At 43.9% G+C, this 23,073-nt stretch carries 22 protein-coding genes and 1 tRNA gene; 1 reads left to right on the top strand and 22 read right to left on the bottom strand.

The genetic code is table 11. From position 1 onward, the window contains the following. Positions 1–13 precede the first annotated feature (13 nt). The 13 genes from folB to MKX97_RS00375 all read right to left on the bottom strand — a co-directional run bounded on the left by folB (position 14) and on the right by MKX97_RS00375 (position 14,800). Positions 14–382 carry a dihydroneopterin aldolase gene (folB, locus tag MKX97_RS00435; RefSeq protein WP_342536654.1) on the bottom strand — a complete coding sequence of 123 codons (369 nt, stop codon included), beginning with the start codon at positions 380–382 and terminating at the stop codon, positions 14–16. Between the two features lie 21 nt (positions 383–403). Next, the gene (gene folP, locus MKX97_RS00430; protein WP_078818821.1) at positions 404–1,255 is read right to left on the bottom strand and encodes a dihydropteroate synthase; all 852 of its coding nucleotides are present in this window, start codon (positions 1,253–1,255) and stop codon (positions 404–406) included. Beyond that, complete coding sequence (pabC, locus tag MKX97_RS00425) at positions 1,255–2,109, bottom strand: aminodeoxychorismate lyase (protein ID WP_078818849.1); 855 nt, start codon at positions 2,107–2,109, stop codon at positions 1,255–1,257. The genes folP and pabC overlap by 1 nt, the downstream gene beginning before the upstream one ends. After that, the gene (locus tag MKX97_RS00420; RefSeq protein WP_342536653.1) at positions 2,106–3,536 is read right to left on the bottom strand and encodes an anthranilate synthase component I family protein; all 1,431 of its coding nucleotides are present in this window, start codon (positions 3,534–3,536) and stop codon (positions 2,106–2,108) included. The genes pabC and MKX97_RS00420 overlap by 4 nt, the downstream gene beginning before the upstream one ends. A 30-nt stretch (positions 3,537–3,566) precedes the next feature. After that, a complete protein-coding gene (locus MKX97_RS00415; protein WP_009499449.1) occupies positions 3,567–4,214 on the bottom strand; it encodes a TlpA disulfide reductase family protein in 648 nt (215 codons plus the stop codon). 149 nt (positions 4,215–4,363) lie between these two features. Further along, entirely contained in the window at positions 4,364–5,290 is a 927-nt protein-coding gene (gene cysK, locus MKX97_RS00410; RefSeq protein WP_040760066.1) for a cysteine synthase A, read from the bottom strand. A 128-nt stretch (positions 5,291–5,418) separates the two neighbouring features. Then, on the bottom strand, positions 5,419–6,345 hold the full coding sequence (locus MKX97_RS00405) for a peptidyl-prolyl cis-trans isomerase (protein WP_340757801.1): 927 nt from the start codon (positions 6,343–6,345) through the stop codon (positions 5,419–5,421). Next, on the bottom strand, positions 6,323–7,213 hold the full coding sequence (hslO, locus tag MKX97_RS00400; RefSeq protein ID WP_009499446.1) for an Hsp33 family molecular chaperone HslO: 891 nt from the start codon (positions 7,211–7,213) through the stop codon (positions 6,323–6,325). The genes MKX97_RS00405 and hslO overlap by 23 nt, the downstream gene beginning before the upstream one ends. Positions 7,214–7,227: 14 nt before the next feature. Continuing rightward, positions 7,228–7,992 carry a type III pantothenate kinase gene (locus MKX97_RS00395; protein ID WP_078818825.1) on the bottom strand — a complete coding sequence of 255 codons (765 nt, stop codon included), beginning with the start codon at positions 7,990–7,992 and terminating at the stop codon, positions 7,228–7,230. 226 nt (positions 7,993–8,218) lie between these two features. Then, entirely contained in the window at positions 8,219–10,255 is a 2,037-nt protein-coding gene (gene ftsH, locus MKX97_RS00390; protein ID WP_040760064.1) for an ATP-dependent zinc metalloprotease FtsH, read from the bottom strand. Between the two features lie 142 nt (positions 10,256–10,397). Further along, positions 10,398–10,940 carry a hypoxanthine phosphoribosyltransferase gene (gene hpt / locus MKX97_RS00385; RefSeq protein ID WP_009499443.1) on the bottom strand — a complete coding sequence of 181 codons (543 nt, stop codon included), beginning with the start codon at positions 10,938–10,940 and terminating at the stop codon, positions 10,398–10,400. Positions 10,941–10,958: 18 nt separating this feature from the next. Beyond that, positions 10,959–12,368: a tRNA lysidine(34) synthetase TilS gene (gene tilS / locus MKX97_RS00380; protein WP_342536651.1), complete on the bottom strand. Its 1,410-nt coding sequence runs from the start codon at positions 12,366–12,368 to the stop codon at positions 10,959–10,961. 20 nt (positions 12,369–12,388) lie between these two features. Beyond that, positions 12,389–14,800 (bottom strand): SpoIIE family protein phosphatase, encoded by a 2,412-nt coding sequence (locus MKX97_RS00375; RefSeq protein ID WP_342536650.1) that lies wholly within the window; start codon positions 14,798–14,800, stop codon positions 12,389–12,391. A gap of 213 nt (positions 14,801–15,013) precedes the next feature. On the opposite strand from MKX97_RS00375, the gene MKX97_RS00370 reads away from it, so the two are divergent. Next, a tRNA-Met gene (locus tag MKX97_RS00370) sits at positions 15,014–15,087 on the top strand. Between the two features lie 136 nt (positions 15,088–15,223). On the opposite strand, the gene MKX97_RS00365 is transcribed toward MKX97_RS00370, so the two are convergent. The 9 genes from MKX97_RS00365 to MKX97_RS00325 all read right to left on the bottom strand — a co-directional run bounded on the left by MKX97_RS00365 (position 15,224) and on the right by MKX97_RS00325 (position 22,699). After that, positions 15,224–15,646, bottom strand: a complete 423-nt coding sequence (locus MKX97_RS00365; RefSeq protein ID WP_009499440.1) for a S1 domain-containing RNA-binding protein — start codon at positions 15,644–15,646, stop codon at positions 15,224–15,226. A gap of 125 nt (positions 15,647–15,771) precedes the next feature. Next, positions 15,772–16,185, bottom strand: coding sequence for a septum formation initiator family protein (locus MKX97_RS00360; protein ID WP_078818829.1), 414 nt, complete (start codon positions 16,183–16,185; stop codon positions 15,772–15,774). 32 nt (positions 16,186–16,217) lie between these two features. Continuing rightward, a complete protein-coding gene (gene yabQ, locus MKX97_RS00355; protein ID WP_221837373.1) occupies positions 16,218–16,700 on the bottom strand; it encodes a spore cortex biosynthesis protein YabQ in 483 nt (160 codons plus the stop codon). Then, complete coding sequence (yabP, locus tag MKX97_RS00350; RefSeq protein ID WP_009499437.1) at positions 16,697–16,993, bottom strand: sporulation protein YabP; 297 nt, start codon at positions 16,991–16,993, stop codon at positions 16,697–16,699. The genes yabQ and yabP overlap by 4 nt, the downstream gene beginning before the upstream one ends. 366 nt (positions 16,994–17,359) lie before the next feature. Continuing rightward, positions 17,360–17,650 (bottom strand): RNA-binding S4 domain-containing protein, encoded by a 291-nt coding sequence (locus MKX97_RS00345; RefSeq protein WP_078818831.1) that lies wholly within the window; start codon positions 17,648–17,650, stop codon positions 17,360–17,362. After that, positions 17,637–19,106: a nucleoside triphosphate pyrophosphohydrolase gene (mazG, locus tag MKX97_RS00340; RefSeq protein WP_342536648.1), complete on the bottom strand. Its 1,470-nt coding sequence runs from the start codon at positions 19,104–19,106 to the stop codon at positions 17,637–17,639. Before mazG ends, MKX97_RS00345 begins: the two co-directional genes overlap by 14 nt. A 5-nt stretch (positions 19,107–19,111) precedes the next feature. Further along, on the bottom strand, positions 19,112–20,704 hold the full coding sequence (locus tag MKX97_RS00335) for a polysaccharide biosynthesis protein (protein ID WP_342536647.1): 1,593 nt from the start codon (positions 20,702–20,704) through the stop codon (positions 19,112–19,114). 56 nt (positions 20,705–20,760) lie between these two features. Beyond that, a complete protein-coding gene (gene ytaF, locus MKX97_RS00330; protein WP_078818834.1) occupies positions 20,761–21,354 on the bottom strand; it encodes a sporulation membrane protein YtaF in 594 nt (197 codons plus the stop codon). Between the two features lie 142 nt (positions 21,355–21,496). Beyond that, entirely contained in the window at positions 21,497–22,699 is a 1,203-nt protein-coding gene (locus MKX97_RS00325; RefSeq protein WP_009499431.1) for a malic enzyme-like NAD(P)-binding protein, read from the bottom strand. Between the last annotated feature and the right edge of the window lie 374 nt (positions 22,700–23,073).

Genomic DNA, 23,073 nt, shown 5'->3' with positions numbered 1-23,073 from the left:
AAATAGGCGAAATTCAAGAAATGCGCCCCCTTTTGATTTCTACTGCAACGGATGCGTAATGTCCGTGAATCGGAGGATCCGGCTTCACCAATACAACTCGTACGCCGATCACCTTTTCAGCAAAATCCGTCATTATAGTTCCGGCTATTGTTTCAGCAACCGTTTCAATCAGCCGTACCGCTTCGCCTTCGACAATGCGCTTACACATCTCATACACTTCTGCATAATTCACCGTCTTCGACAGATCATCCGTCTGACCGGCTTCCGCCAAGTCAGTCGCCAATGAAACTGTCAGCCGAAAACGCTGGCCAAGCTTGTTTTCTTCAGGCAATGCCCCATGATAACCGTAAAACTCCATATCATTCAAATGAATATAATCCATGAAATCCCCCCACTTTATCGCTTATCCAGTAAATGCCGTCTTTTTCGTCAGCACATCCATCATCTTGACCATCCGTGCAATTTCCTTCACGTCATGAACACGCATAATATGGCATCCATGCTCGATACCATAACATACGGTCGCACCGGTTCCCTCCATCCGTTCTCCCACTGGCACGTCCAGCACATTTCCAATCATGCGCTTTCGAGACGTACCGAGCAATACAGGATAACCAAGGTCCGCAATGGCCGGCAACCCTTGCATAGCTAAAATATTCTGTTCTGTATTTTTCGCGAAACCAATCCCAGGATCAAGCCAAATCAACTCTTCGCTAACACCCGCCCGTCTCGCAATCTCGATACTCTCCTGTAAATCTTGTACTACCGCTTCCATGAATGGCAGCTGATAGTCTGTATTATCTCGGTTATGCATCAGGATAATCGGCACTTTATAGCGCGCCGCCACTTCCACGATTGCGGGTTCACGCTTTGCACCCCACACATCATTGATGATACTTGCACCTGCTTGAACCGCCGCTTCCGCCACAGCTGCTTTATATGTATCTACAGAGATGACACATCCCAATTCCTTCGTCAGTAATTCGACAATCGGCACGACACGTTCCAATTCTTCTTCCAATGATACAGGCGCATGTCCAGGCCGTGTCGATTCGCCGCCGACATCAATAATTTTCGCCCCGTCTGCCAGCATTTGTCGAGCATGTTCAAGCGCTCGATCCAATTGGCCAAACTTTCCGCCATCTGAAAAAGAATCGGGCGTGACATTCAAAATACCCATGATAATCGTTTCTTCTGTAAAATCAATCGTCGTCTTACCAAACTGATAAGATGCACGAGCTTTCGCTAACTCCATTACTGGTCACTCACTTTCATACGGTTGACGGCTCGTTGATAGCCGCTATGTAATTGTCGATAGATAGAACCTTTACTTCCTAAAAACTCGGTTGTCCCAACATTGCGAATGGGTACCAGTTCCTGAATGGCGTTTGTAATGAAGACCTCTTCCGCCGCCTCTAGCTCAGTCGGCGAAAACAATCCCTCTCTAACCGATACCCCAAGTTCGTCAACTAACCGTAATACGAATGCTCGCGTAGTCCCTGGTAAAATACCTGTTTTCAATGAAGGAGTGTACAGGATACCTTGCTTCACCCAAAAGATGTTAGACGTTATACCTTCCGCCACGAACCCTTCCGAATTAACGAAAAAGCCTTCTACCTCTCGCAAAGAAGGTAATTCCAGCCGCCCTAATACATTGTTCGCGTACTGATGCGATTTATGACGAACCGCACTTTCCGGTTCATTCCGCTTTGTCTGTAACCACACACCTTCTTTTTCCGTATGGACAGGAGGCAAAACCAACGTCTTTTGGAGAATGAATACATTTGGTCGCTCATAGCTAGTAGGTGCTAATCCGATATCATGGACTCCCGCTGACACATTCAACCGAAAATATCCATCCTCGCTTCCATTCTCTACAAACAACGAATGAATGGCCTGTCGAAGTTCTTCATCCGTGTACTGCATTTTGATCCTGTATTCAGATAGCGCTGACCTTAATCTATCCATATGTGCATCGAAGAGAAATACTTTCCCCTCATATGTACGAAAGGTCTCAAAAAATCCAAGTCCATAGAGAAAGCCGTGGTCATAAGGTGAAATTCGCAAATCATCAGCACTCTGTTGTTCCCCATTCGCCCAGCAGATCAATGAGAACGCCAACTTTCTTCTCTTACCGCTTGTTCTGCCATTTCTTTTGCCTGCCATAACGCCTTCGCTTTATTGAGCGACTCTTGATATTCGGCGGCAGGAATTGATTCCGGTACAAGTCCGGCCCCCGCCTGGATATGAACGATGCCATCTTGGATAAATGCGGTTCGGATCGTAATATTCAGCTCTATATCTCCATTGAAACTTATCCAGCCCATTGAACCTGTATAAAGTCCTCTTCGCGTCGGTTCTAATTCTTCGATGATCTCCATTGTTCGCAGCTTCGGATCTCCCGTTATCGAACCACCCGGGAAAACACCGCGAATGATTGCCGCGGCATCTTGCGTCGCAGCAGTCCCTCGAACATTCGATACGAGATGCATTACGTGGGAATACTTTTCTACAACCATGAATTCATCTACTTCAACCGTTCCCGGCTTACAAATTCTCTCAAAATCTTTGCATTCAAGATCTACCAACATTTTATGCTCGCCTTTTTCTTTTGTGTCAGAGACCAATTCCTGCTGTAAGGCCGCGTCTTCCCTCTCTGTAGCACCGCGCTTTCGGGTCCCTCCGATTGGACGTGTGCTCAATTCATTTCCTCGTTTCTTCAACAACAGCTCGGGTGATCCGGACACGACCTCAAATTCAGGTGACATCATGTAAGCCATATAAGGTGAAGGATTGAAGGAACGTAGCGCTTCATACATAGATAAAGACGGAACATCCAGTGGTTTTGATTGACGGACGGAGAGATTTACTTGCACGACATCGCCTTGTGCAATGAACTTCTGAACATCCCTTACCATTCCTTCAAACCGCTCGCCCGTTACGGAAACTTCCAAATTATCTTGAGTTACTTCCACGTCCACTGCTTGCCCTTGTGAAAAACGTCGACCAGCAAGTCCATGTTTAACGGCATCCACCCACTCATTTTCCATGACCGTCAATGAAGTTTGAACATTAGGCAGCGACATAAAATAAACTGTTTCATGCACTACGTCTAAAACTGCCCATCGGTCAAAGACATAAAAGAAAACGTCAGGCGTTGCCAAATCATTCTCCGCTAGACTAGGCAGTGTTTCATAGCTTCTGACATAATCATAGCTGATCATACCAATCGCCCCGCCCTGGAATGCGGGTAAGTTGTCATCTCGTCTCAGCTCATACCGTGACAGGAACTCATTCAGCAAGGTTAGAGGATCTTCGCCTGCAAGAATTTCTCTCGTACCATCCCGCCAATCTAATTGTAAACCCTCTTCATTCGCCTGTACGGTCACGAGCGGATTCAATCCCGCGATGCACATTTCACCGTCTCTACTACTTTCCAATAAAATATGGCGATCTGTTTGTTCTGCAAGCTGTTTATAGGCGTAGAAGAACTCGTCTCTCGTCATTGAGGCTGTCTGATAAGCTACTGTTTCCATGATGGTTCCTCCTGAATCTGTCGTCCAATTTTAATTGCTTTCATCTATGAGTTTCTTTAGAAATTTATCGTCTATAGCAGATACCACTATGTCCGTTATGACACCTTCCGTGTTAAGGATATACGTCGTTGGATAGGCTTTCACTCGGTACGTTTTCATAACTTCACCTTCTAAGTCCAATAAAACCGGGAATGTCAACCCATACTCCTTGACAAATGCTTTGGCACTATCTTCTTTATCTTTCTCCGTTTTTGTCATGTTCACTGCAAGTATCTCCATATTCGCAGAGCCCTTGTACTCGTCATAATATGTTTCCATATACGGCATTTCGGATCGGCATGGCGGACACCACGACGCCCAAAAATTCAGCATGATCTTCTTTCCACGATAATCGGATAATTTGACCGTTTCACCAGTGAGTGTGGTTAATTCAAAATCAGGCGCGAGATCACCGCGGCCTAGCCCAGTCTCTTCGGAAGCTGTATCTTCTGAGGTAGTTTCCTCTTTCCAGTCCTCCGGTATCCGTTTGACCTCATCATTCGGCAGATCCTCTATCATCGCACTAGAATAACCATCCATCTCACCGGCCTCTTTTTTAAACTCTCGGTTGGTTAGTATAATAATCGTTACCATACTAATAATGATCGCGAGTGAAATCAACATACTCCATTTCTTCACAGTTGGCCTCCTATATGGTTCACTTTCTATGTAATACTCCAATAATGTTTCATTTTAATTATACAGAGTATTGTAGCCCGGTAAAAGCTTAGAGATTTCATTGCAATCATAATTAATAAAAAAGAGAGCGCGAATGGGCGCTCTCTAGCTTATTCTTCATCAAATTGGTAAAGCGGAGTACTTAAGTATCGCTCCCCATTGGAAGGGAGAATTGCTACAACTTTTTTGCCCTTGCCAAGTTTTTTTGCAACCTGTAAAGCGGCTGAAATCGCAGCCCCTGATGATACTCCGCCCAGAATTCCTTCTTCGCGAGCTGCACGGCGTGCAATTGCGTATGCATCGTCATTGGAGACTTGAATGATTTCATCGTAAATGTCTGTATCCAATACCTTTGGAACGAAACCTGCGCCAATCCCTTGAATCTTATGCGGTCCTGGTTTTCCCCCAGACAATACCGCTGAGTCTTCTGGTTCCACAGCGACGATTTTGATTTCCGGGAATCGTTCTTTCAGTACCTCGCCGGCTCCTGTAATCGTACCGCCCGTACCGATTCCCGAGATAAATGCATCCACACGATCTAACGCATCTGCAATCTCAGGGCCCGTCGTCAAACGGTGGACTTCTGGATTCGCTTCATTATTAAATTGCTGAGGTAAGAACCAGCCGTTTTCTTTAGAAAGTTCTTCTGCCTTCGCAATTGCACCTTTCATTCCTTCAGCACCTGGCGTCAACACCAATTCCGCTCCGTATGCACGCAGTAAGTTGCGTCGTTCTAAGCTCATCGTATCCGGCATAACCAATACCGCTTTGTATCCTTTGGCTGCTGCAACCATCGCCAATCCGATACCTGTGTTACCGCTTGTTGGTTCAATAATCGTACTGCCATCTTTTAAGTTGCCGTTTTTTTCCGCTGCTTCAATCATCGCGAGTGCAATTCGATCTTTAACACTTGAACCCGGATTGAAGAATTCCAGTTTCAAATACACTTCCGCATCCTCTGCACCTGTCAGACGATTTAATTTAACAAGAGGGGTTTTGCCGATTAAATCAATTATTGAATTTCCGACTCTACTCATATTTGATCCGCTCCTAATCCCTAGTAGGTTTATATGTTTTGTTGAGTTAATCATACTACCTTACTTTTCACTTGTCAAACAAATTATTCAGAGAATTGTAGTTTGTCATCCTATCAATTTACCGATAATTAATTTTTACCATAAAACCATTCAGCATCGAATTCTTTCCAGAAAGCTTCCGGCGTGACGGACTCAGGTAGTTGTTCTAAGGCTAGTTGTCGCTTGATATGGTCCTTTACTTCTGAATATGTAAAATCACGTTTCTTAATGGTTTCTAACACAGTGACGATTGCATAAGTGCCATCCTTGAGTTCAATCGGCTTGCTTACCTCATCTTTTTTCAACTTTTCCGCCGCTTCAATAATAGTTACATCCACGTCCTCGGTTTGCTCATTTACATAACCAAGGTCTCCTCCCAAGTTTCCGGAAGACAAATCAATCGATCGCTCCTTTGCCAAAGCAGAAAATGTCGATCCGTCTTTTAGCTCACCAGCCACTTGATCCGCTTCTTTCTTTGTTGATGAGATGATTACCGATATGCGGTAAGCCGGCAACACATGAAAAAATGTTTCATTTTTCTCAAAGTACTTTTTGATAGCGCTTTCCTTAATTACAATATCCTTTGTCAGGACTTTCTCTAAAATCAGTTCCCTTTTAATCTGCTTTCTCGTTTGCTCAGTATCTAGACCCGAATGTTGCTGACCGTCAATTGAGGTAATTAATGCCAGTTCGAGATCTACTTCTTTATCTTCCACTTTAATATCATACTCATCCGCTGCGGCTTCCATGACGCGGTAATTCACTAGGTCTTCTAGCACCTCTCGCCCGACCTGTCGTTCCATAGCAGCCATCCACTCTGCACGGGTGATCGGCTCACCCGCTACAGAAGCAACTTCCTCTGTATCTACAGCGGGTGAACGATCTGTAAACAGCCAGTGGAAAAGCCAGAATACATTCATCGTGAAAAGAATTCCCAACAAAGCGATCAGCGGCTTCGTCTTAAGTCGCCTTTTCGTTGGAGTCGGCTCGGTTTCATTCGTTCGATTGAATCTCATCTATATATCCTTTTAACTCTTGCTCTGAGTATTGGTAAGTTTCCAAACAGAAGTGGCACTGTGCTTCTGCCCCGTGATCTTCATCAATCATCGCTTGAACCTCGTCAAGTCCAAGTCCCCGAATCGCTTCGCCAAAACGTTCCTTCGAACACTCACAGTCAAACTTCACATCCATCTTATCAAGGAACTCCACGTTTTCTTGTCCTAATACTTCAGCTAGGATTCCTTCAGGCGTCAGCCCTTGATCAATCAGAGAAGAAATAGGTGTCATGTTCGATATCTTCTCTTCCAAGAGAGAGATCGTCTCATCCGTAGCTCCCGGCATGACTTGAATAATAAAGCCTCCAGCTGCTTTTACCGTGTTATCGGGATTCACTAATACACCAAGAGCGACAGCAGAAGGCACTTGTTCAGAAACAACCAAATACTGCGTGAAGTCTTCTGCTATTTCCCCGGAAATAATCGGTACTTGACCGGTGAAATAATCTTTCATCCCAAGATCTTTGACAACAGATAGCGTTCCTTCCGTTCCAACAACGCCTCGCACATCCAATTTCCCTTTTTCGTTCAACGGCACGTGAGTTTGCGGATGTGTAGCATATCCACGAACTTCTCCCTTTGCGTTGGCATCCACGACGATTGGACCTAGAGGACCATCTCCTTGGATTTTCACTGTTAATTTGTTATCACCTTTCAACATTGCCCCCATCATAACAGCTGCAGAAATCGTACGTCCGAGAGCAGCTGTTGCAGTTGGCCACATCTGGTGACGACGTTGCACTTCTCCCACCGTATCTGTTGAACGCACTGCGTAAGCTCGAATAACTCCGTCGAAGGCAAGCGCTTTTACTAAGTAATCAGTTGACATATTATTCACTCCTATTACAGATTTCTTTCATATATTAAATGTAAACCTTTTAATGTTAAGAAATTATCTACAACATCAATAACCTTTGTTTCCGATGAAATCAACTCGGCCAGTCCCCCGGTTGCGATAACTGTAGGTTCTACCGCGCTGTCTTCTTTCATTCGATTGACGATTCCTTCCACTTGTCCAACGTAACCGAAGACAATCCCCGATTGCATAGCAGCTACTGTATTTTTACCGACAACTTGTTCAGGCCGAGTCAGTTCAACTCTCGGTAATTTAGACGCACGATCAAATAACGCCTCCATTGAAATCTTGATCCCCGGAGCGATGGCACCTCCCATGTATTCGCCATGCTCATTGACATAGCAATACGTTGTCGCAGTCCCGAAATCTACAATGATGAGTGGGCTGCCGTAATCGCGAATAGCTGCCACCGCATTGACGATTCGGTCTGCTCCTACTTCACGTGGGTTTTCATATTTAATATTCAAGCCTGTTTTCACGCCGGGACCGACGACCATCGGTTTTTGATTGAAGTATTTCTTGCACATTTGTTCCAATGGAAACATGACAGGTGGTACCACTGAGGAAATAATAATACCTGTGATGTCTTTAAATGATAAGCCTACGTGTTGGAACATTGCTTTGACCTGCATGGCATATTCGTCTTCCGTCTTGTGACGGTACGTCTCCATCCGCCAATGGTACTTTAGTTCATCGCCTTCATATACACCTAGTACAATATTTGTATTGCCCGTATCTAATACTAACAGCATAGTCGCTTTCCTCTCTTGCTCTGACTTTTCCCACACATCATACCATAAATATTCGACTTTTATACAACGTTGGATTCCCTGGCGGACGGACGCCTTCCGCGAAACTATATTGAGCCAATTGAAGGACGAATGGCCGGACTGGTATATCTCTGTATTCCTCTAAAACACAGCCCGCCTATCCATAAGAAAACAGCCGACTGCTAATCACAGTCGGCTGTTGTTTCGCTTAATCTCTGCGTTCTTCATCAATGGAAGGAAGCGTTTTGTCTGCTGTTCCACCTTCACTTGGCAAGTCACCTGTAGACGGATCTTGTGGAGCACCCGTTACATCAGGATTTGCGTTTGGCGTTGTGTCTTCCGGCAATTTGTTTTCTTTCACAGTGTCATCAGACTTTTCTGCACCATTTTTGCCATTGCCATTTTCATACGGTCGGTCTGGCAAAACGCCGTGGTCTTTCAAGTGATTGATTTGTTCCGCATCAAGCGTTTCGACTTCTAATAAAGTCGTTGCGATTAAATCAAGTAGATCCCTTTTCTCAGTTAAAATTTGTTTCGTGCGGCTATATTGCTCTTTGATGATCCGTTGCATTTCCTGATCAATTTCATAGGCAATCGACTCAGAATAATTCTGCTCGGAATTAAAGTCACGACCTAGGAAAACTTGACCGCCTTGAGTCTGGCCGAACTGCATTGGCCCGAGTTTATCACTCATACCGTATTCAGTTACCATTGATCGCGCGATGCCAGTAGCTCGCTGGAAGTCATTATGAGCGCCGGTTGATACTTCACCAAGCACTACTTCTTCCGCTACACGGCCGCCTAATAGACCGGCGATTTTATCAAGGAGTTCAGGCTTCGTCATGAAATAGCGATCTTCTTTTGGAAGCATAACGGCATAACCGCCTGCTTGACCACGAGGTACAATCGTTACTTTATGGACAATTTCTGCATCATCAAGCATCAAACCAACAACTACGTGGCCCGCTTCATGGAACGCCACAATATTTCGTTCTTTTTCCGAAATGACACGGCTTGTTTTGGCAGGACCTGCAATAACACGGTCCGTCGCCTCATCAATATCAGACATGTCGATCTTGGTTTTCTTTCTTCTCGCTGCCACAAGAGCTGCTTCATTCAATAAGTTCTCAAGGTCCGCACCTGAAAATCCTGGTGTACGTTGAGCAAGAGCTTTCATATCGACCGAATCATCAAGCGGCTTGTTGCGTGCGTGCACTTTCAACACAGCTTCTCTTCCTTTTACATCTGGACGACCAACCGTGATTTGACGGTCAAAACGTCCCGGACGAAGAAGTGCCGGATCCAATATATCCGGACGGTTCGTAGCGGCAACGATGATAATACCTTCGTTTCCTTCAAAGCCATCCATTTCAACTAGCAATTGGTTCAACGTTTGTTCACGCTCATCGTGTCCGCCGCCTAAACCGGCTCCACGCTGACGACCAACCGCGTCAATCTCGTCTATAAAGATAATACATGGCGCATTTTTCTTGGCATTCTCGAACAAATCACGTACTCGAGACGCACCAACACCTACAAACATCTCCACGAAATCAGAACCTGAAATCGAGAAGAACGGCACACCTGCTTCACCTGCTACTGCACGCGCAAGTAGAGTTTTACCTGTACCTGGAGGCCCAACAAGCAAAATCCCTTTTGGAATTCGTGCACCCAGCTCCACAAACTTCCGAGCATCTTTCAAGAAATCTACGACTTCTTCGAGCTCAGCTTTTTCTTCATCTGCACCTGCTACGTCATTGAAACGTACTTTCTTCCGATCATCGGTCTGCAGTTTCGCTTTACTCTTTCCGAAGTTCATCACTCGGCCGCCACCGCCGCCTTGTGACTGATTCAATAGGAAGAAGAAAAGGATGATAATTATGATGAATGGTACAAGCCCTGTAAAGAAGGATACCCATGCACTTGTTTCTGGCGGCTGTAAGATATCGATTTCAGTCTTTGTCGTCTTTACGATCTCGCCAATATCATCCATATCATTCATCGGAATGTTAGTTACGAATGTTTCACCTTTTTCGTAACCTTCCATTTCCCCTTTTACTTCATACACGAGCTGTAAAGGCTGAAAAGTAGCATTTTCGACTTTTCCTTGCTCTAATGCCGTGATAAATTCGTCATACCGAATCGGTTTCATCTTCGGATTTGGATTGTTTAGCGAACTGAATATCCCCATAATCGCGAGGAAAATCAATCCATACAAAAGAAAGTATCGAAGTATTCGATTCATCCCAAGCCTCCTCATCTCATTCAACAGAAAACTAAACAGAAAACTATTGTAAATTTTAACATAGATTAACATGACTCCACAATGAAAATGCCTCATGGAAAAAGGCTTTCAGACTGGATGCCATACGTTCAGTCAGAAAGCGTTAAAAAGAGTAGATTTCTTTTTTCAACACACCGATATAAGGTAAATTCCGATATTTTTCAGCATAATCCAACCCGTAACCGACAACGAATGCGTCAGGAACATCAAACCCTACGTAATCTGCCTTTAGATCTACTTTACGGCCTGTCGGTTTATCCAACAAAGTTACAATTTTGATGGAGTTGGCTTTTCTATATTTAAAAAGTTCCACTAGATAATTCAATGTTTTTCCGCTGTCGATGATATCTTCTATAATCAAAACGTCGCGGCCTTCCACACTAGTGTTCAAATCTTTGACAATCTTTACCTCACCTGATGAGACTGTCGCATTCCCATAACTAGATACATCCATAAAATCCAATTCAATGTACGTATCAATCCGTTTAATTAAGTCGCTCATAAATGGTAACGCACCCTTTAACACACCAATTGCTAGAGGAAACTTCTCTCGGTATTCTTCTGTTAAAGTTGCTCCAAGTTCTAGGACTTTCTCTTGAAGTTCTTCTTCTGAAATTAAAACTTGCTCGATATCTTGTGCGATCATCGGCTCGTCCCTCCTATTTTATCTACTTTCGCCTTCTCGCGTAATCCATATGTATGACTCGCCTTCCGGTTGATTGCGTGAGAATATCTCACCATATCGAACACCCGGCACCGCACATACGATACCGCTTGCCGTTGTAATAACCGGCTGCTGCTGTCTTTGCGTCATTCCAACTTTTTCATCAATTAATAGCCGCGATACGCGTTTTTCTTGGGACATGCCTTTTAGAAGCAAACGATCGCCAGGTTCCCGAAGACGGACAGTCAACGGCAGTTCAAACTCAGGTAATTGAAAATAACGCACGTCATCTGAAGATAGGAAGTGTTCGGTTGCACACATGTCGGCATGCTGCCAGTAAATCTGAACATTTCCCCACGAATTCCAAGTTCCTTTTTCCAGTACTTTTGAACGAAGAGACGCAGTATTCATATACTTTTTTGTAACTAGCAGTTTATCATATTCTCTAACAAATCGGTAGCCATACGCTAAGTCAAGCGCTATATTTCCAGCCGGGTCCTTAATATGCTGTAACAGTTCTTCCACTAATGTGGAACGCCGCTCAGTTTTATCGATTTCCGGGCTGGGAAGACACCTTAATAGTAGTTGAATCGCACGCTTTTGTAAAGCTTGGGGAATAGCGAGAAAGGCTTGGCGGTTAAAAGAGGGAAGCTGTTCATCTGTATATGTAACAATCGCTTGCCAATGATTATCCGCAAGTTCATTCAATAACGCTTCATCTTCCTGTCGTTGGACAGTTAGCTGAACAGCACCCGACGAAATAGAAGGATTTTCTTCAGTCAAAAATGGCACGACATGATGCCGGATCCGATTGCGCAAATAATCATTCCGCTGATTACTCGGATCCTCTCTAAACGGTAAGCCAAAATTGGCGGCATACTCGTACAATTCTCTCTTTTGCAAGGGAAGGAAAGGACGAACAACATTCCCTTGATGAAATGGACGCTGTATCGGCATGCCGTTCAATGAATGACCTTTTGTTAATTGCATAAGCACAGTTTCCAATTGATCTTCTGCGTGATGTCCTGTTGCCAGAACATCAAATTCATGATGCTCCATAATTGCAGCTAAACATTTATAGCGCTCTTCTCTGCACAACAGCTGTACATTTCCGCCGTTATTTTCCAGTATAGAAGGGATTGGTACTTGCTCAGAGAAGAATGGCAAATGAAATCCTTCGCATAGATCTTTTACCACAAATGCATCTTCTGCAGACTCATCGCCGCGCAGCATATGATCCACATGTGCTGCGCCTACTTCAATTCCAAGCGTTTTTCTATGGGTGGCCAGGAAATGCAGCAGGGCGATGGAATCGACACCTCCTGAACAAGCTACCAATACACGAGAGCCGGGAGGAATCAACGTTTGTCGGTTTATGAAGTTCAACACTTTTTGTCGTAATGTTTTCATGATTCATCTCCCTCCTCCCCCTATCCTACCATTCTTTTTCGAGAAATAATTCGTGATTTATTATTTACTTTAGACCACTTCGGTACGACGTGGTCAATTTTCATCACGAGTATCGTCCGATCATCTTCCACCGACTCAAACGAACGCTCCATTTCCGCCATGACTTGATCTGCAATTGTATGGCAATCCAACTCTTTATACCGTTCAATCGTCCTTTCCATCACTTCCTCCTGAGGTTCTAATGGTAACTCCCCGTTAAATATCCCATCCGTCATCATCACCAAAATATCGCCCGATTTCAATTGTTCATTTTTCGCCTCTATTGAGAAAGACGGCAAGAACCCAAAAGGTACTGTTTTGCTGTCCAAACGTATAAATTCATCTCCCCTCTTAATATAGGTGCTCATTGAACCCGCTTTCCACGACCATAGCCTACCATCCTGTAAATCTATAAGTGCTAAGTCCAATGTAGCGTACATATCATCTAAGCCGTTCAGGGCCATCATATAATGTAAAGTGTGAATGGCTGTCTCAGGATCCATTTTCTGTCCCAAACATTCACGCATGAGACGAATTACTTTTCTGCTCTCATGATACGCGTTGACATCTTGTCCCATCCCGTCAGATAACAATACAGCAGACAATCCATCGTGAATCTTGAAGACTTCATACGCATCTCCCGCTTGGAATGTCCCGCCACCCGCTGTCGTCACAATATCGTAATCCAATGAAAAGCGAACCGCCGAACTGAAGGTTAATTGCACATGAGGGAACGGAAACGGCTGATAAGCAGATTTCGAAATATGGATTGGTTCGTCATACATCTCTTCCAGGACAGGCAAGATCAAGTATTCCCCTACGGTGGTCTCGGTTTCAAAATCAGCCTTTTTCTCCGGAATCGAGATGACTACCTTACAAGCTCCCCTTTCTTCTGACAAAATATCGATTTGGAAAAACTCCACTCCTTGTACTTGTAATCGATTCGCCAACTCCTCCTCTGCCAGTTTATAAGTCGTCAAGTCCTCCTTTACATCTCGCATTACTTTTTCTATATGGGTGCTCATATCCCGTAATTGCAATGCCAGCATTTTTCTTCCATGCTGCAACTGTCCCATTAACAAACGATTCGTCCCATGCTCCTCCAATTCATTGATTAGCCCTTTAAAACGCAAACATTTAAATTTCATCTTCTCTTCTACACGTAATCGCGCTGCTTTCTTCGTTGCGGAATAGGTAGACTCCCACTCGTTTACTAAGGATGAAATTCCATCTTCCTCACTTTCCCAACATTTTTTATAGCGAAAACAAGATTGACAAATAGACGGAACTTGGATCGTGGCAGCAACCTCCTCTTCTGATGAAAATCGATTATTGACGAGCGTCGACATGAAGTGGGCAAATTGCTGGAACTCCTCCAACTGCCCATCTAATTTATCCGCCAGCCATTGCTGACGTTTTTCCGAGATCCCCTCCTGCTTTGGTAAGAACACTTGCCGAACTTGGTTCATCTTCCGTGATGGAATAAAGAAAAATAGAACCGCCGCCACTCCGATCGTCACAAAATGCACTGTATCCAGCGGTAATGTTGCATCGTATAGCAGGAAAAAAAGCGAGACAAATAAACTCCCGGTTACAATCCCTAATTTACCGAACCGCTTTAAACCGCCTGCTAATAAACCCGTCATTCCATATAATGCCATCATTCCTGTAAAGGCTAAATCAGAAACACCTATTATTAACGCGATAATCATACCGACTGTCGTAGCAAACGGAACGCCGCCTACCATAGCGGCCACATAAATTGCCAAGAATAAAAACACACCTGCCACTGAGACGTAGCCGATCTGCAAACCACCCATTCCTGTCGTTGCAAGCGCTCCCACTATACACATTGCACTTACTTGCTCAGGGTTCCATGGTCCATATAATAATCGGTCTATAGAAGGAAAAGCCAATAGCATAAAAACTGTCATAAAAAGAGCGAGCATTGCTTCCAATCCAATCGATAGTTGCACAGCTACCGGTGGATTCCCGCTATACATTACAAGTTGCCAGATGATCTGCGGGATGATCATGCAGCTAGCCACAGCGAGGGGAATTGATTTTTTGACAAATGGCGATTTAATGGCCAAATGAAACAGTAACAATTGCGTCAGGTGGATTACAGCTTGTCCCATCCCCAAAAATGCACTGCCTGCCATCCCTCCAATGAACACGTAGATCATATGCTGCCGATAGCGCATGCTGGCCAATGCCCAAATTGGTAAGAAGAACGGTACCGCCATGTCGAATACTACTGCCTGCGACAGAAAGAACGAGCCGATCAAGAAAAGAATTGCTGTCATAAAATAAACTTTTCGGTTGATCAGCTCTTGCCATGCGACTCTGAACTGCTGGCCAAACGGTCTCTCCATATTGTCAATCATCTTCATTTCCCATACCCCCTATGTTCTCTTACTTGCAACTATACATGGGAGACCCAAGAGATTTTGTCTGTTTGTGACAGAGTATCTAAAAAAGATTTCGACGTAATCCGTATCTTTTTTTCTTTTTTCCAAAGAAATGTTGACACTTCTCGTTTGACCTTGTATGATAAGAGACGTTGTGCTCGAATTACACAATTCCAGCAGTCAACTATTCGTCTTGGCGGCGTAGCTCAGCTGGCTAGAGCGTACGGTTCATACCCGTAAGGTCGTGGGTTCGACCCCCTCCGCCGCTATACATTAAAAACCCCTTGCATTTATTGCAAGGGGGTTTTTTCGTTAAAATTAAAAGCGTATGCTTAACAAAAGTCTGTTAAGCATACGCAATAGGGCAGAACATAAATTTGATTCAAGATTGAAACAGACAGCAAGTTATCCTCTTCTTGCGCCACGGCCACCGCGTTTAGACTCTGTAGCTCTCTTCAAGGTAGATAGACGTTCTTCACTATCCTTCATGAATTTTGCCATCTTCTGTTCAAAATTCTCTGGTCGTTCAAAACTTGGCTTACTGCCTTGTCGAGGTCGCTGAGGACGCTGAGGACGTTGCGGACGTTCCGACTCAGGTTTTGCCTTACGGATGGAAAGGCCGATTTTACCGTCTGCTCCCACATTCATCACTTTAACTTCTACCATATCACCGACTTTTAAATGGTCATTTATATCTTTGACATAATTGTCAGCTACTTCACTAATATGGACTAATCCTGTGGATCCGTTCGGCAATTCAACAAATGCCCCAAAATTTGTGATCCCGGTTACCTTACCCTCTAACTTGCTGCCTACTTCAATTGACATAAAAAAAATGCTCCTCCTTAAGTTTTAAGCGGCCTTTAAAAGTGCCTATCAACCATATTGGCATTTCCTGCAATTTGCAGGCTCCTACTTATATTATAGCCAACAAAAAAAGAGTGTCAATACGACTACTCTTTTCTCGTCTCTTTTTCTGACGATTTCTTCTTGTCAGGAATGGAAAATATAATTTCATTGGACTCCGAAAGGAAGTACTCTTTACGTGCGAGTTTGGCGATATATTCTTCGTCATCCAACTTTGCCAGCTGCTTATTCAATTGTTCTTGTTCTGTTTTCAAATCCTTTAGTGTCGCGATTGCTTCTGTCTTTTCTTGTTCTTTTGCGGCCAGCAACTTCTTTTGACCGGAATACATGTTGAATAAACTGCCAAATACAATACACATTAGAACAGCGAAGACGATTAGGCGATTTCGCAAACGCTTTTTTTGTGCTTGCTTCCAATTTTCTTTTTTCTGCATGGAGCGCACATATTCAGTTTCGATTGATGTGACTTTCCTAGCTGTTGGCTTCTGTGGTTTATTCATGGCGCACACACCTTTCTTCCCCGTATACACTATTATTCTCTATTATATAGTACTCTACCTTTTTTTTGAAGGAATTTCCCGGCGGTCTTAATTAATCGGACGATGGGTGACGTAATAAATGTCAGGATTGAAACGAAAATCCGGATAATTCGTTGAACGATTAATAACAGGAACCTGATCAAATACCAAATAGGCCGGATAATGACAAGTAATAGCAATCTACCGATAAATCGAAATGGGTAATGGAAGATGGCTGCATAGAGCAGCATACCGCTGATTTGTGCGACTGGATCATACATCCGCCAAGCCCCATCCCTTACTAACACCAATATCCAAAAAGCACCTACCCCTATAAATATCCAGACCGCCAATTCAAACCAAAATGCACGTCTTCGAATAAATGAGCGTTTATCGCACGCGGCAATAATGCTTCCGAATAAATCCATGATGACTCCAGCGGCAATACCTGTCCCGATCATCGCTAGTAAACTGAAGAACTGGACGGATAGGCTCATCCGAATAATTTATGGAGAAAATTGCGTGATCCTGTTTCTTCTTCGTCGTATTGCAATGTTGTGACAGAGCCTTCTAGAGTTAGCAACCCCTTGTCCACATCTAAATGTACAATACGCAATTCCTCCCCGCGAATTTGCAGTACCCCTTGCGATGTTCGAACGAGAAATTCCTCCTGATCGAATCGATCAATCGTTTTTACAGAGGTAAGGTCCATTCTCTTACGATTTCGCATGGTTACTACATGGTCTCCTGATGGAATTGTATACGTAGAACTGTCTGTTTGAATTTGCATATGCGTCCCCCTTTTCTAGTGCGTTCCCCATATCTTATGCGGCGGCCTAATAAAACATGACAGGAACTTTTCTTGAGAATGGCTAATCTGCATGCAATGTGCAGATTGTGATCTGTCGATTTCCGTTCCAGAAGGGAGACGCGCCAAAATTCCGTTGGACCGAACCAAAATGCGACCGAAATGCACCAAAACCTTTCTGGAACGAACATTAATCAAACTACAACGAGCCAAAATAAACGTAAAACAAGCCAAACCAGCCGCTAACCGCACATTTCCTAAATACTTTAACTTCCGATGATGAACAACCAGCCTGCTCATACAAAAAGGCAGCCTGCCGCGGCTGCCTTTTCGATCCTTCTTATCTATTCAGTCTTCATCATCCACAAATTCAGGTTCCACTTTTTCAAGGCGCTCTTCGCTGAGAATGGTATACATTGTAGCTGCGTCATCTTTTTTAGTTGAGTCTTTTAATTCATTTACAGTTGCGGTGACGATCTTTTGGCCGAAACGGATAGCCAGTTCATCACCCGGTTTTACATCGGAGGAGGCTTTTGCCACTTTTCCGTTAATGGTTATTCTTCCTTGATCCGCTACTTGTTTCGCCAATGTACGGCGTTTGATAAGGCGGGATACTTTCAAAAATTTATCGAGTCTCATTAGATTCTTCCTTTCGTTTAGCTTCCTGCCAGAATTCCTCAAGTTGGTCTAGAGAGTAGGCGGAGAAGTCTCCATTCCCCTGCTGGACACAATGTTCGACATGAAGGAAGCGAGATTTGAACTTTTCATTGGCATGCCACATCGCTTCTTCTGGGGAGATTTTCAAGAATCTGGCTACGTTGACAATTGTAAATAGCACATCACCAAGTTCATCCAGTTGGCGGTCTTTTTCTCCGTTACGTACTTCCTCCTGAAACTCTTGCCACTCTTCTTGAAACTTTTTAAAGGCGCCTTCTATATTCGGCCAATCAAATCCTACCTTAGCGGCAGACTTCTGATAGTTAAAGGATGTCAGCAACGAAGAAGCATAGCGTGCCTGGTCTTCCAATAGAGAGGTCCGCTGCGGCTTTTCTTGCTCTTTGATTGCTTGCCAATTCGTCAGCACTTCCGCTGTTGTGTCGGCCTCTGCTTGTCCAAATACGTGAGGATGGCGACGAATCATTTTCGCTCCAATTGACTCCAAGACGTCTTCTATAGAGAAATACCCGTTGTCTTCCCCAATTTGCGCATGCAAGAAGACTTGCAGTAAGACATCGCCGAGCTCCTCGATGATTGCCTCGTCGTCTTCATCGTCAATCGCTTGAATCAATTCATACGACTCCTCAATCAAATAACGTTTCAATGTCTCGTGAGTTTGTTCCCGATCCCACGGACAACCGTCTGGTGCACGCAGAGCGGCAATGATTTCACGTAATGAACTCCACTCTTTCAACCGCTGATCGCGTTCAAGTATTGGCGGCACATAGATCGTTGTAAGATTATTCAAGGTCATCACCCGATCTAGCTCGAACAGCGGCAACGTAGTCAACTTTTCATCAGCCGATCCGGCAGCCGTCACGATTGTCACCAAATGCTCATCGGGATACTTCTCCATCAATGATAGCTTAACATCCGAAGCGACGAACGCATCGTACACTTGCCCTACCAATACATGCTGGTCCATCCGTATATCATCCCGCTTCAAATCTGTCCCGTCGAGCAGTTGGAATCCTTCAATTGGATCAATACGCAAGGCAGTAAAAATCGGATCCAAGAAACTGCTGCCGCCAGCTATATACAATTCAATTTCACCGGCCTGCTCTTTCTCAATTAATAATTGAACGGTTCTTTCCGCCACGAGCGGATGTCCAGGCACCGCATATGTAACCAGCTGTTCCCTGCTCATTTCAAGCAAGTTTTCGACAATCGTCTGATAAACATCTTCAAACGCATCCTTCGCTTCATAGATTGCATCGAAGCTTTCCATTTGCAAGCCTTCCGAACGCAGCTGGCTCACAACAGGATGTTCTTCCGTCCTGATTACCAGACGTTCGGCCTGTTTCAATAATCGATAGGTACCAAGCGACAGTTGATCCAAATCGCCTGCACCTAATCCGATGACTGTTATCTTTCTCACATGCTTCACCTTCTATTTTTAGTTAGCCATAGTTGAACAATTGCCAACCGCTTTCCAAACGGCAGTAAGTACCATTCTCTTTCATTCATTATACGTGATTTCAAGACGACGAACAGAAATATGATCGCCCCGATACAGACAGCCGTCATTGCTGTCAGAGTCGCACCCCATCGTGATGGAAGTCCATCAAACAACCAAAGATCGCATACGAGCACCCAAGGAATAAGAATCACTGCCATCGCACCTGCCGCATTCAAAAGTACAATGTAAAAGCGACTTGATGCCAACGGAAATTTCCAAAACCGCTTGAAGTATATTATCAATAACACTGCGACGAACGCGAACGCGAAAGCACCTGAAACTGCCGCCCCTTCAATGCCATACTGTCGAACCAATGGTGGTGTCGTAGCCAACTTAATCAGCACACCGAGTACCAACAACAAAAGTGGTCCTCGTACTTTGCCACTTCCCTGTAAAATAGCCGTCAACGGCAAAATTATCGACAACCACAATATCTGAATAGAGAAAATGATGAGCGCTACGGAGCCTGTCCTTGTTTCAAACAGCATTTCATTGACAAAAGGCAAGACCAGCACCAGTCCAATCGTTGCAGCCCAGCCAAATAAAATGGATGTACGAAACGTTAAACTAATGAACGGCAACGCTCCACGTCCCTGTTGTTTGGATGCATGATGTGCAATCAATGGAACAAGCGCAAGCGCAAGCGTTGACGCCAATAGGATACCCATCTGTGCGAGCGGTTGCCCTCGATCATAGATGCCCTTCATTGTCATTGCTGTCTCACTCGTGAAGCCTGCTTGCATTAATGCATTGTAGACCGTAAAAGAGTCCACCAATTGAAACACCAGTAATATTAATGAACTGGCACTTACGCTAACGCTGATCTTCGTCAAATCCTTAACCACTTTCCACGGTTGCACAGCGACTAAAGGGGCTCGTTTTCTCTGCACAAAGAACCAAGTGAGAATGAAAACCCCTGCCACTTCTCCAGCTATCGCTGCCCACATCGTAATTTCCCCAATTTTGTAAAGCGAAGTTCCCGCTCTCACCGCCAGCCAAGTACCTGCTAACACGATAACAACTCGAAATAACTGCTCAGATACATTGGAAATCGCGACAGGTATCATTTGTCCTTCCGATTGAAAGACACCTTTCAGCACGGCCAAAAATGGCAACACCAATACAATATAGGATCCTGTCTGCAATACGGGCGCCAAAGCTGAATCGCCCATCAGATCCGCAAAAAAAGAAGAACCTGTACGCAGCAATAGAAATATCATTGCCGACAATATGAGTATATAAGCGAGCGAGACACGCAGAATTCCACGCGACTCACCTGGCCCTTTACTTTCTGCAAGCATTTTTGAAACAGCTACTGCAAATCCCGAGGACGTCCAAACAATAAATATCCCGATAAACGGGTACACTTGCTGATAAATATAAAACCCTTTATCTCCAACTAGATTTTGAAAAGGCACTCGATAAACTGCGCTCAATACTTTGACGATGATGGCGGCAATCGTCAAAATCGAGGCACCTTTCATAAACGACTTCATATTCCACTTTGTCAACGCCATACACGCGCCTCTTTCATTCATTAATGACTTCTAGTATACCATTTTCGCTTGCAATACTAGAATAAGCGCGTAATTGCAATCATTAAAATGATGGCGCCGCTCATGAACGTTCCAAATTGCCCTACTGTCATTCTACCAATGCGAAACTTTGCCAATCTAGCACCTAATACGACACCAACCCATAACGTCAAATAACTTCCAACTGCCGCCGATAGTGCGATGGCAATCGGGGATAACTCCAGCAGACCGGCTCCGATTCCATTGGTCAAGGCGTTTGCCGACAGGGCAACACCTAACAGCAGGGCCTCCCCTATGCTAATATGCGAAGACCCGTCAAAGTCCATTTTCTCCGGCTCCCCCAAAACGCTTGTTTGCCGTTTTTTCTGTTGCCGAAGAGCGATCACCATGATTCGTATCCCAATAATGCTTAAAACTGTAAATGCTACGAGATCAGGAAATTTTCCTGGCAACAATTCCGCCAGCCACGTACCCGACACCATACCGATCAAACTAAACAGTAAACAGATAACAGCAATTAACAAGTTAGAAATAGCAGGGATACGAACTCGCTGCACCCCATAAGAAAGCCCAACTCCGAAATTGTCAATGCTTGATGAAATTGCAAAACCTGCGATAAGTAGCCAAGTCATACCGTTCCTCCCAGCCTATAGGTTTTATCATACTATACGTATAGAAGGATAGCGGCGTGTGTGCGCGGGTCAAAAGTTATACGTACATATTAAAGACCAGTCTTTCTCTTAAATGGAGAAAGACTGGTCGGTATAGTAAGTTTTATCGGGTTGGTAGTACGATTTCTTTAGCAACCGAGACATTTGTGCTCATTGCCGCCTTGCCTACTGCATGTGCCACAATTGGAGCGACTCGGTCATCAAATGGGTCTGGAATAATATAATCTTCGCGTAAATCCTCTTCTTTTATTAAATCTGCAATCGCATAAGTTGCCGCAAGCTTCATCTCTTCATTGATCTCCGTCGCTCTCACATCTAATGCTCCACGGAAGATGCCCGGGAAAGCTAAGACGTTATTGACTTGGTTTGGATAGTCTGAGCGCCCTGTCGCAATAATTCTAACTCCATATTCTTTAGCTAATTCAGGCTTTATCTCAGGTATTGGGTTTGCTAAACCAAAGACTATCGGCTCAGGGTTCATACAGTCAATCAATTCCTTCGTAAGCAAGTTTGCGACAGAAACTCCTACAAAAACATCCGCACCTTTCATGGCATCTTCCAATGTACCCTCTAGCTTTTCACGATTTGTAATACGGGACATTTCATGCTTTACACTGTTCATGGAGAATTCTCGACCTTCGTAAATAATCCCTTTCGAATCACACATGATAATATTTTCAAAGCCCATACTTAGCAGAAGTTTTGTAATGGCTACGCCTGCTGCACCTGCACCATTTAATACAATTTTAACCTCATTACGTTCCTTACCGACCAATTTTAACGCATTGATTAATCCAGCTCCTACTACAATTGCAGTACCGTGCTGATCATCATGGAAAATTGGAATATTGCATTCTTCGCGTAATCTTTGTTCAATTTCAAAACAGCGGGGAGCAGAGATATCTTCTAAATTGATTGCACCAAATGTTGGGCTCAGCGCTTTTACGATATTGACAATTTCATCTGTATCTTTTGTATCCAGACAAATCGGAAATGAATCAATTCCAGCAAACTGCTTTAGCAATAATGCCTTACCTTCCATGACAGGCAATGCAGCTTCTGGACCGATATCTCCCAGGCCAAGTACAGCAGTTCCATCTGTGATAACCGCCACTAAATTACCTTTAATTGTATATTCATACGCAAGTGAAGGATCTTTAGCTATTTCTACACATGGTTCAGCTACTCCCGGAGAATACGCCAAGCTTAAATCCTCTTTATTTTCCAAAGGCACTTTTGAAATTGTCTCCATTTTTCCATTGTGAATTTTATGCATGTGTAAAGAAGATTTGTATCGCCTATTCATAAAATATCTCTCTCCCTATCCTGTTAAATTGGTGTTGATCTGTGTTGGTAGTGATTATAAGCGTAAACGTAAAGCAAATACAAGGGGGAATATTCTATCAACTCGGAAAGCTTGAAATTGGTAAGCGTTTACAATGCCTTTGTCAAGGGTTTTCTAACGGCTTAAATTTTTTTAAAAAAAGTTTTGACTTTTGCTCTATTTCGTAGTATGTGAAAACCTTCACTTTTGATTTAGCTTATGTGAAATTTTTCACGTATAGGCATGTGAAAAGATTCACTTATACATAAATTCACATGTGAATTTTATCACATGAGTAGTATGTGATAAATTTCACTATTATATAGAAGGAAAAATTTAAAGGAAAATGAAATTCA

It is taken from the genome of Sporosarcina sp. FSL K6-3508 (assembly GCF_038615825.1).
Taxonomy (GTDB): Bacteria; Bacillota; Bacilli; order Bacillales_A; family Planococcaceae; genus Sporosarcina; species Sporosarcina newyorkensis.
The sequence above is the reverse complement of the archived record's forward strand: the minus strand, read 5'-3'. Positions and strand labels throughout refer to the sequence as shown.

Excerpts from the sequence above, each read along its gene's own strand:
- ftsH (WP_040760064.1), bottom strand. The coding sequence starts at position 10,255 with ATGAATCGAATACTTCGATACTTTCTTTTGTATGGATTGATTTTCCTC.
- MKX97_RS00345 (WP_078818831.1), bottom strand. The coding sequence starts at position 17,650 with ATGAGACTCGATAAATTTTTGAAAGTATCCCGCCTTATCAAACGCCGT.
- folP (WP_078818821.1), bottom strand. The coding sequence starts at position 1,255 with ATGGAGTTAGCGAAAGCTCGTGCATCTTATCAGTTTGGTAAGACGACG.
- MKX97_RS00405 (WP_340757801.1), bottom strand. The coding sequence starts at position 6,345 with ATGAGATTCAATCGAACGAATGAAACCGAGCCGACTCCAACGAAAAGG.
- hpt (WP_009499443.1), bottom strand. The coding sequence starts at position 10,940 with ATGATCGCACAAGATATCGAGCAAGTTTTAATTTCAGAAGAAGAACTT.
- MKX97_RS00325 (WP_009499431.1), bottom strand. The coding sequence starts at position 22,699 with ATGAATAGGCGATACAAATCTTCTTTACACATGCATAAAATTCACAAT.
- tilS (WP_342536651.1), bottom strand. The coding sequence starts at position 12,368 with ATGAAAACATTACGACAAAAAGTGTTGAACTTCATAAACCGACAAACG.
- ytaF (WP_078818834.1), bottom strand. The coding sequence starts at position 21,354 with ATGACTTGGCTACTTATCGCAGGTTTTGCAATTTCATCAAGCATTGAC.
- MKX97_RS00335 (WP_342536647.1), bottom strand. The coding sequence starts at position 20,704 with ATGGCGTTGACAAAGTGGAATATGAAGTCGTTTATGAAAGGTGCCTCG.
- folB (WP_342536654.1), bottom strand. The coding sequence starts at position 382 with ATGGATTATATTCATTTGAATGATATGGAGTTTTACGGTTATCATGGG.
- MKX97_RS00375 (WP_342536650.1), bottom strand. The coding sequence starts at position 14,800 with ATGAAGATGATTGACAATATGGAGAGACCGTTTGGCCAGCAGTTCAGA.
- MKX97_RS00365 (WP_009499440.1), bottom strand. The coding sequence starts at position 15,646 with ATGTCAATTGAAGTAGGCAGCAAGTTAGAGGGTAAGGTAACCGGGATC.
- MKX97_RS00395 (WP_078818825.1), bottom strand. The coding sequence starts at position 7,992 with ATGCTGTTAGTATTAGATACGGGCAATACAAATATTGTACTAGGTGTA.
- yabP (WP_009499437.1), bottom strand. The coding sequence starts at position 16,993 with ATGCAAATTCAAACAGACAGTTCTACGTATACAATTCCATCAGGAGAC.
- yabQ (WP_221837373.1), bottom strand. The coding sequence starts at position 16,700 with ATGAGCCTATCCGTCCAGTTCTTCAGTTTACTAGCGATGATCGGGACA.
- MKX97_RS00420 (WP_342536653.1), bottom strand. The coding sequence starts at position 3,536 with ATGGAAACAGTAGCTTATCAGACAGCCTCAATGACGAGAGACGAGTTC.
- hslO (WP_009499446.1), bottom strand. The coding sequence starts at position 7,213 with ATGTCAACTGATTACTTAGTAAAAGCGCTTGCCTTCGACGGAGTTATT.
- MKX97_RS00360 (WP_078818829.1), bottom strand. The coding sequence starts at position 16,185 with ATGAATAAACCACAGAAGCCAACAGCTAGGAAAGTCACATCAATCGAA.
- cysK (WP_040760066.1), bottom strand. The coding sequence starts at position 5,290 with ATGAGTAGAGTCGGAAATTCAATAATTGATTTAATCGGCAAAACCCCT.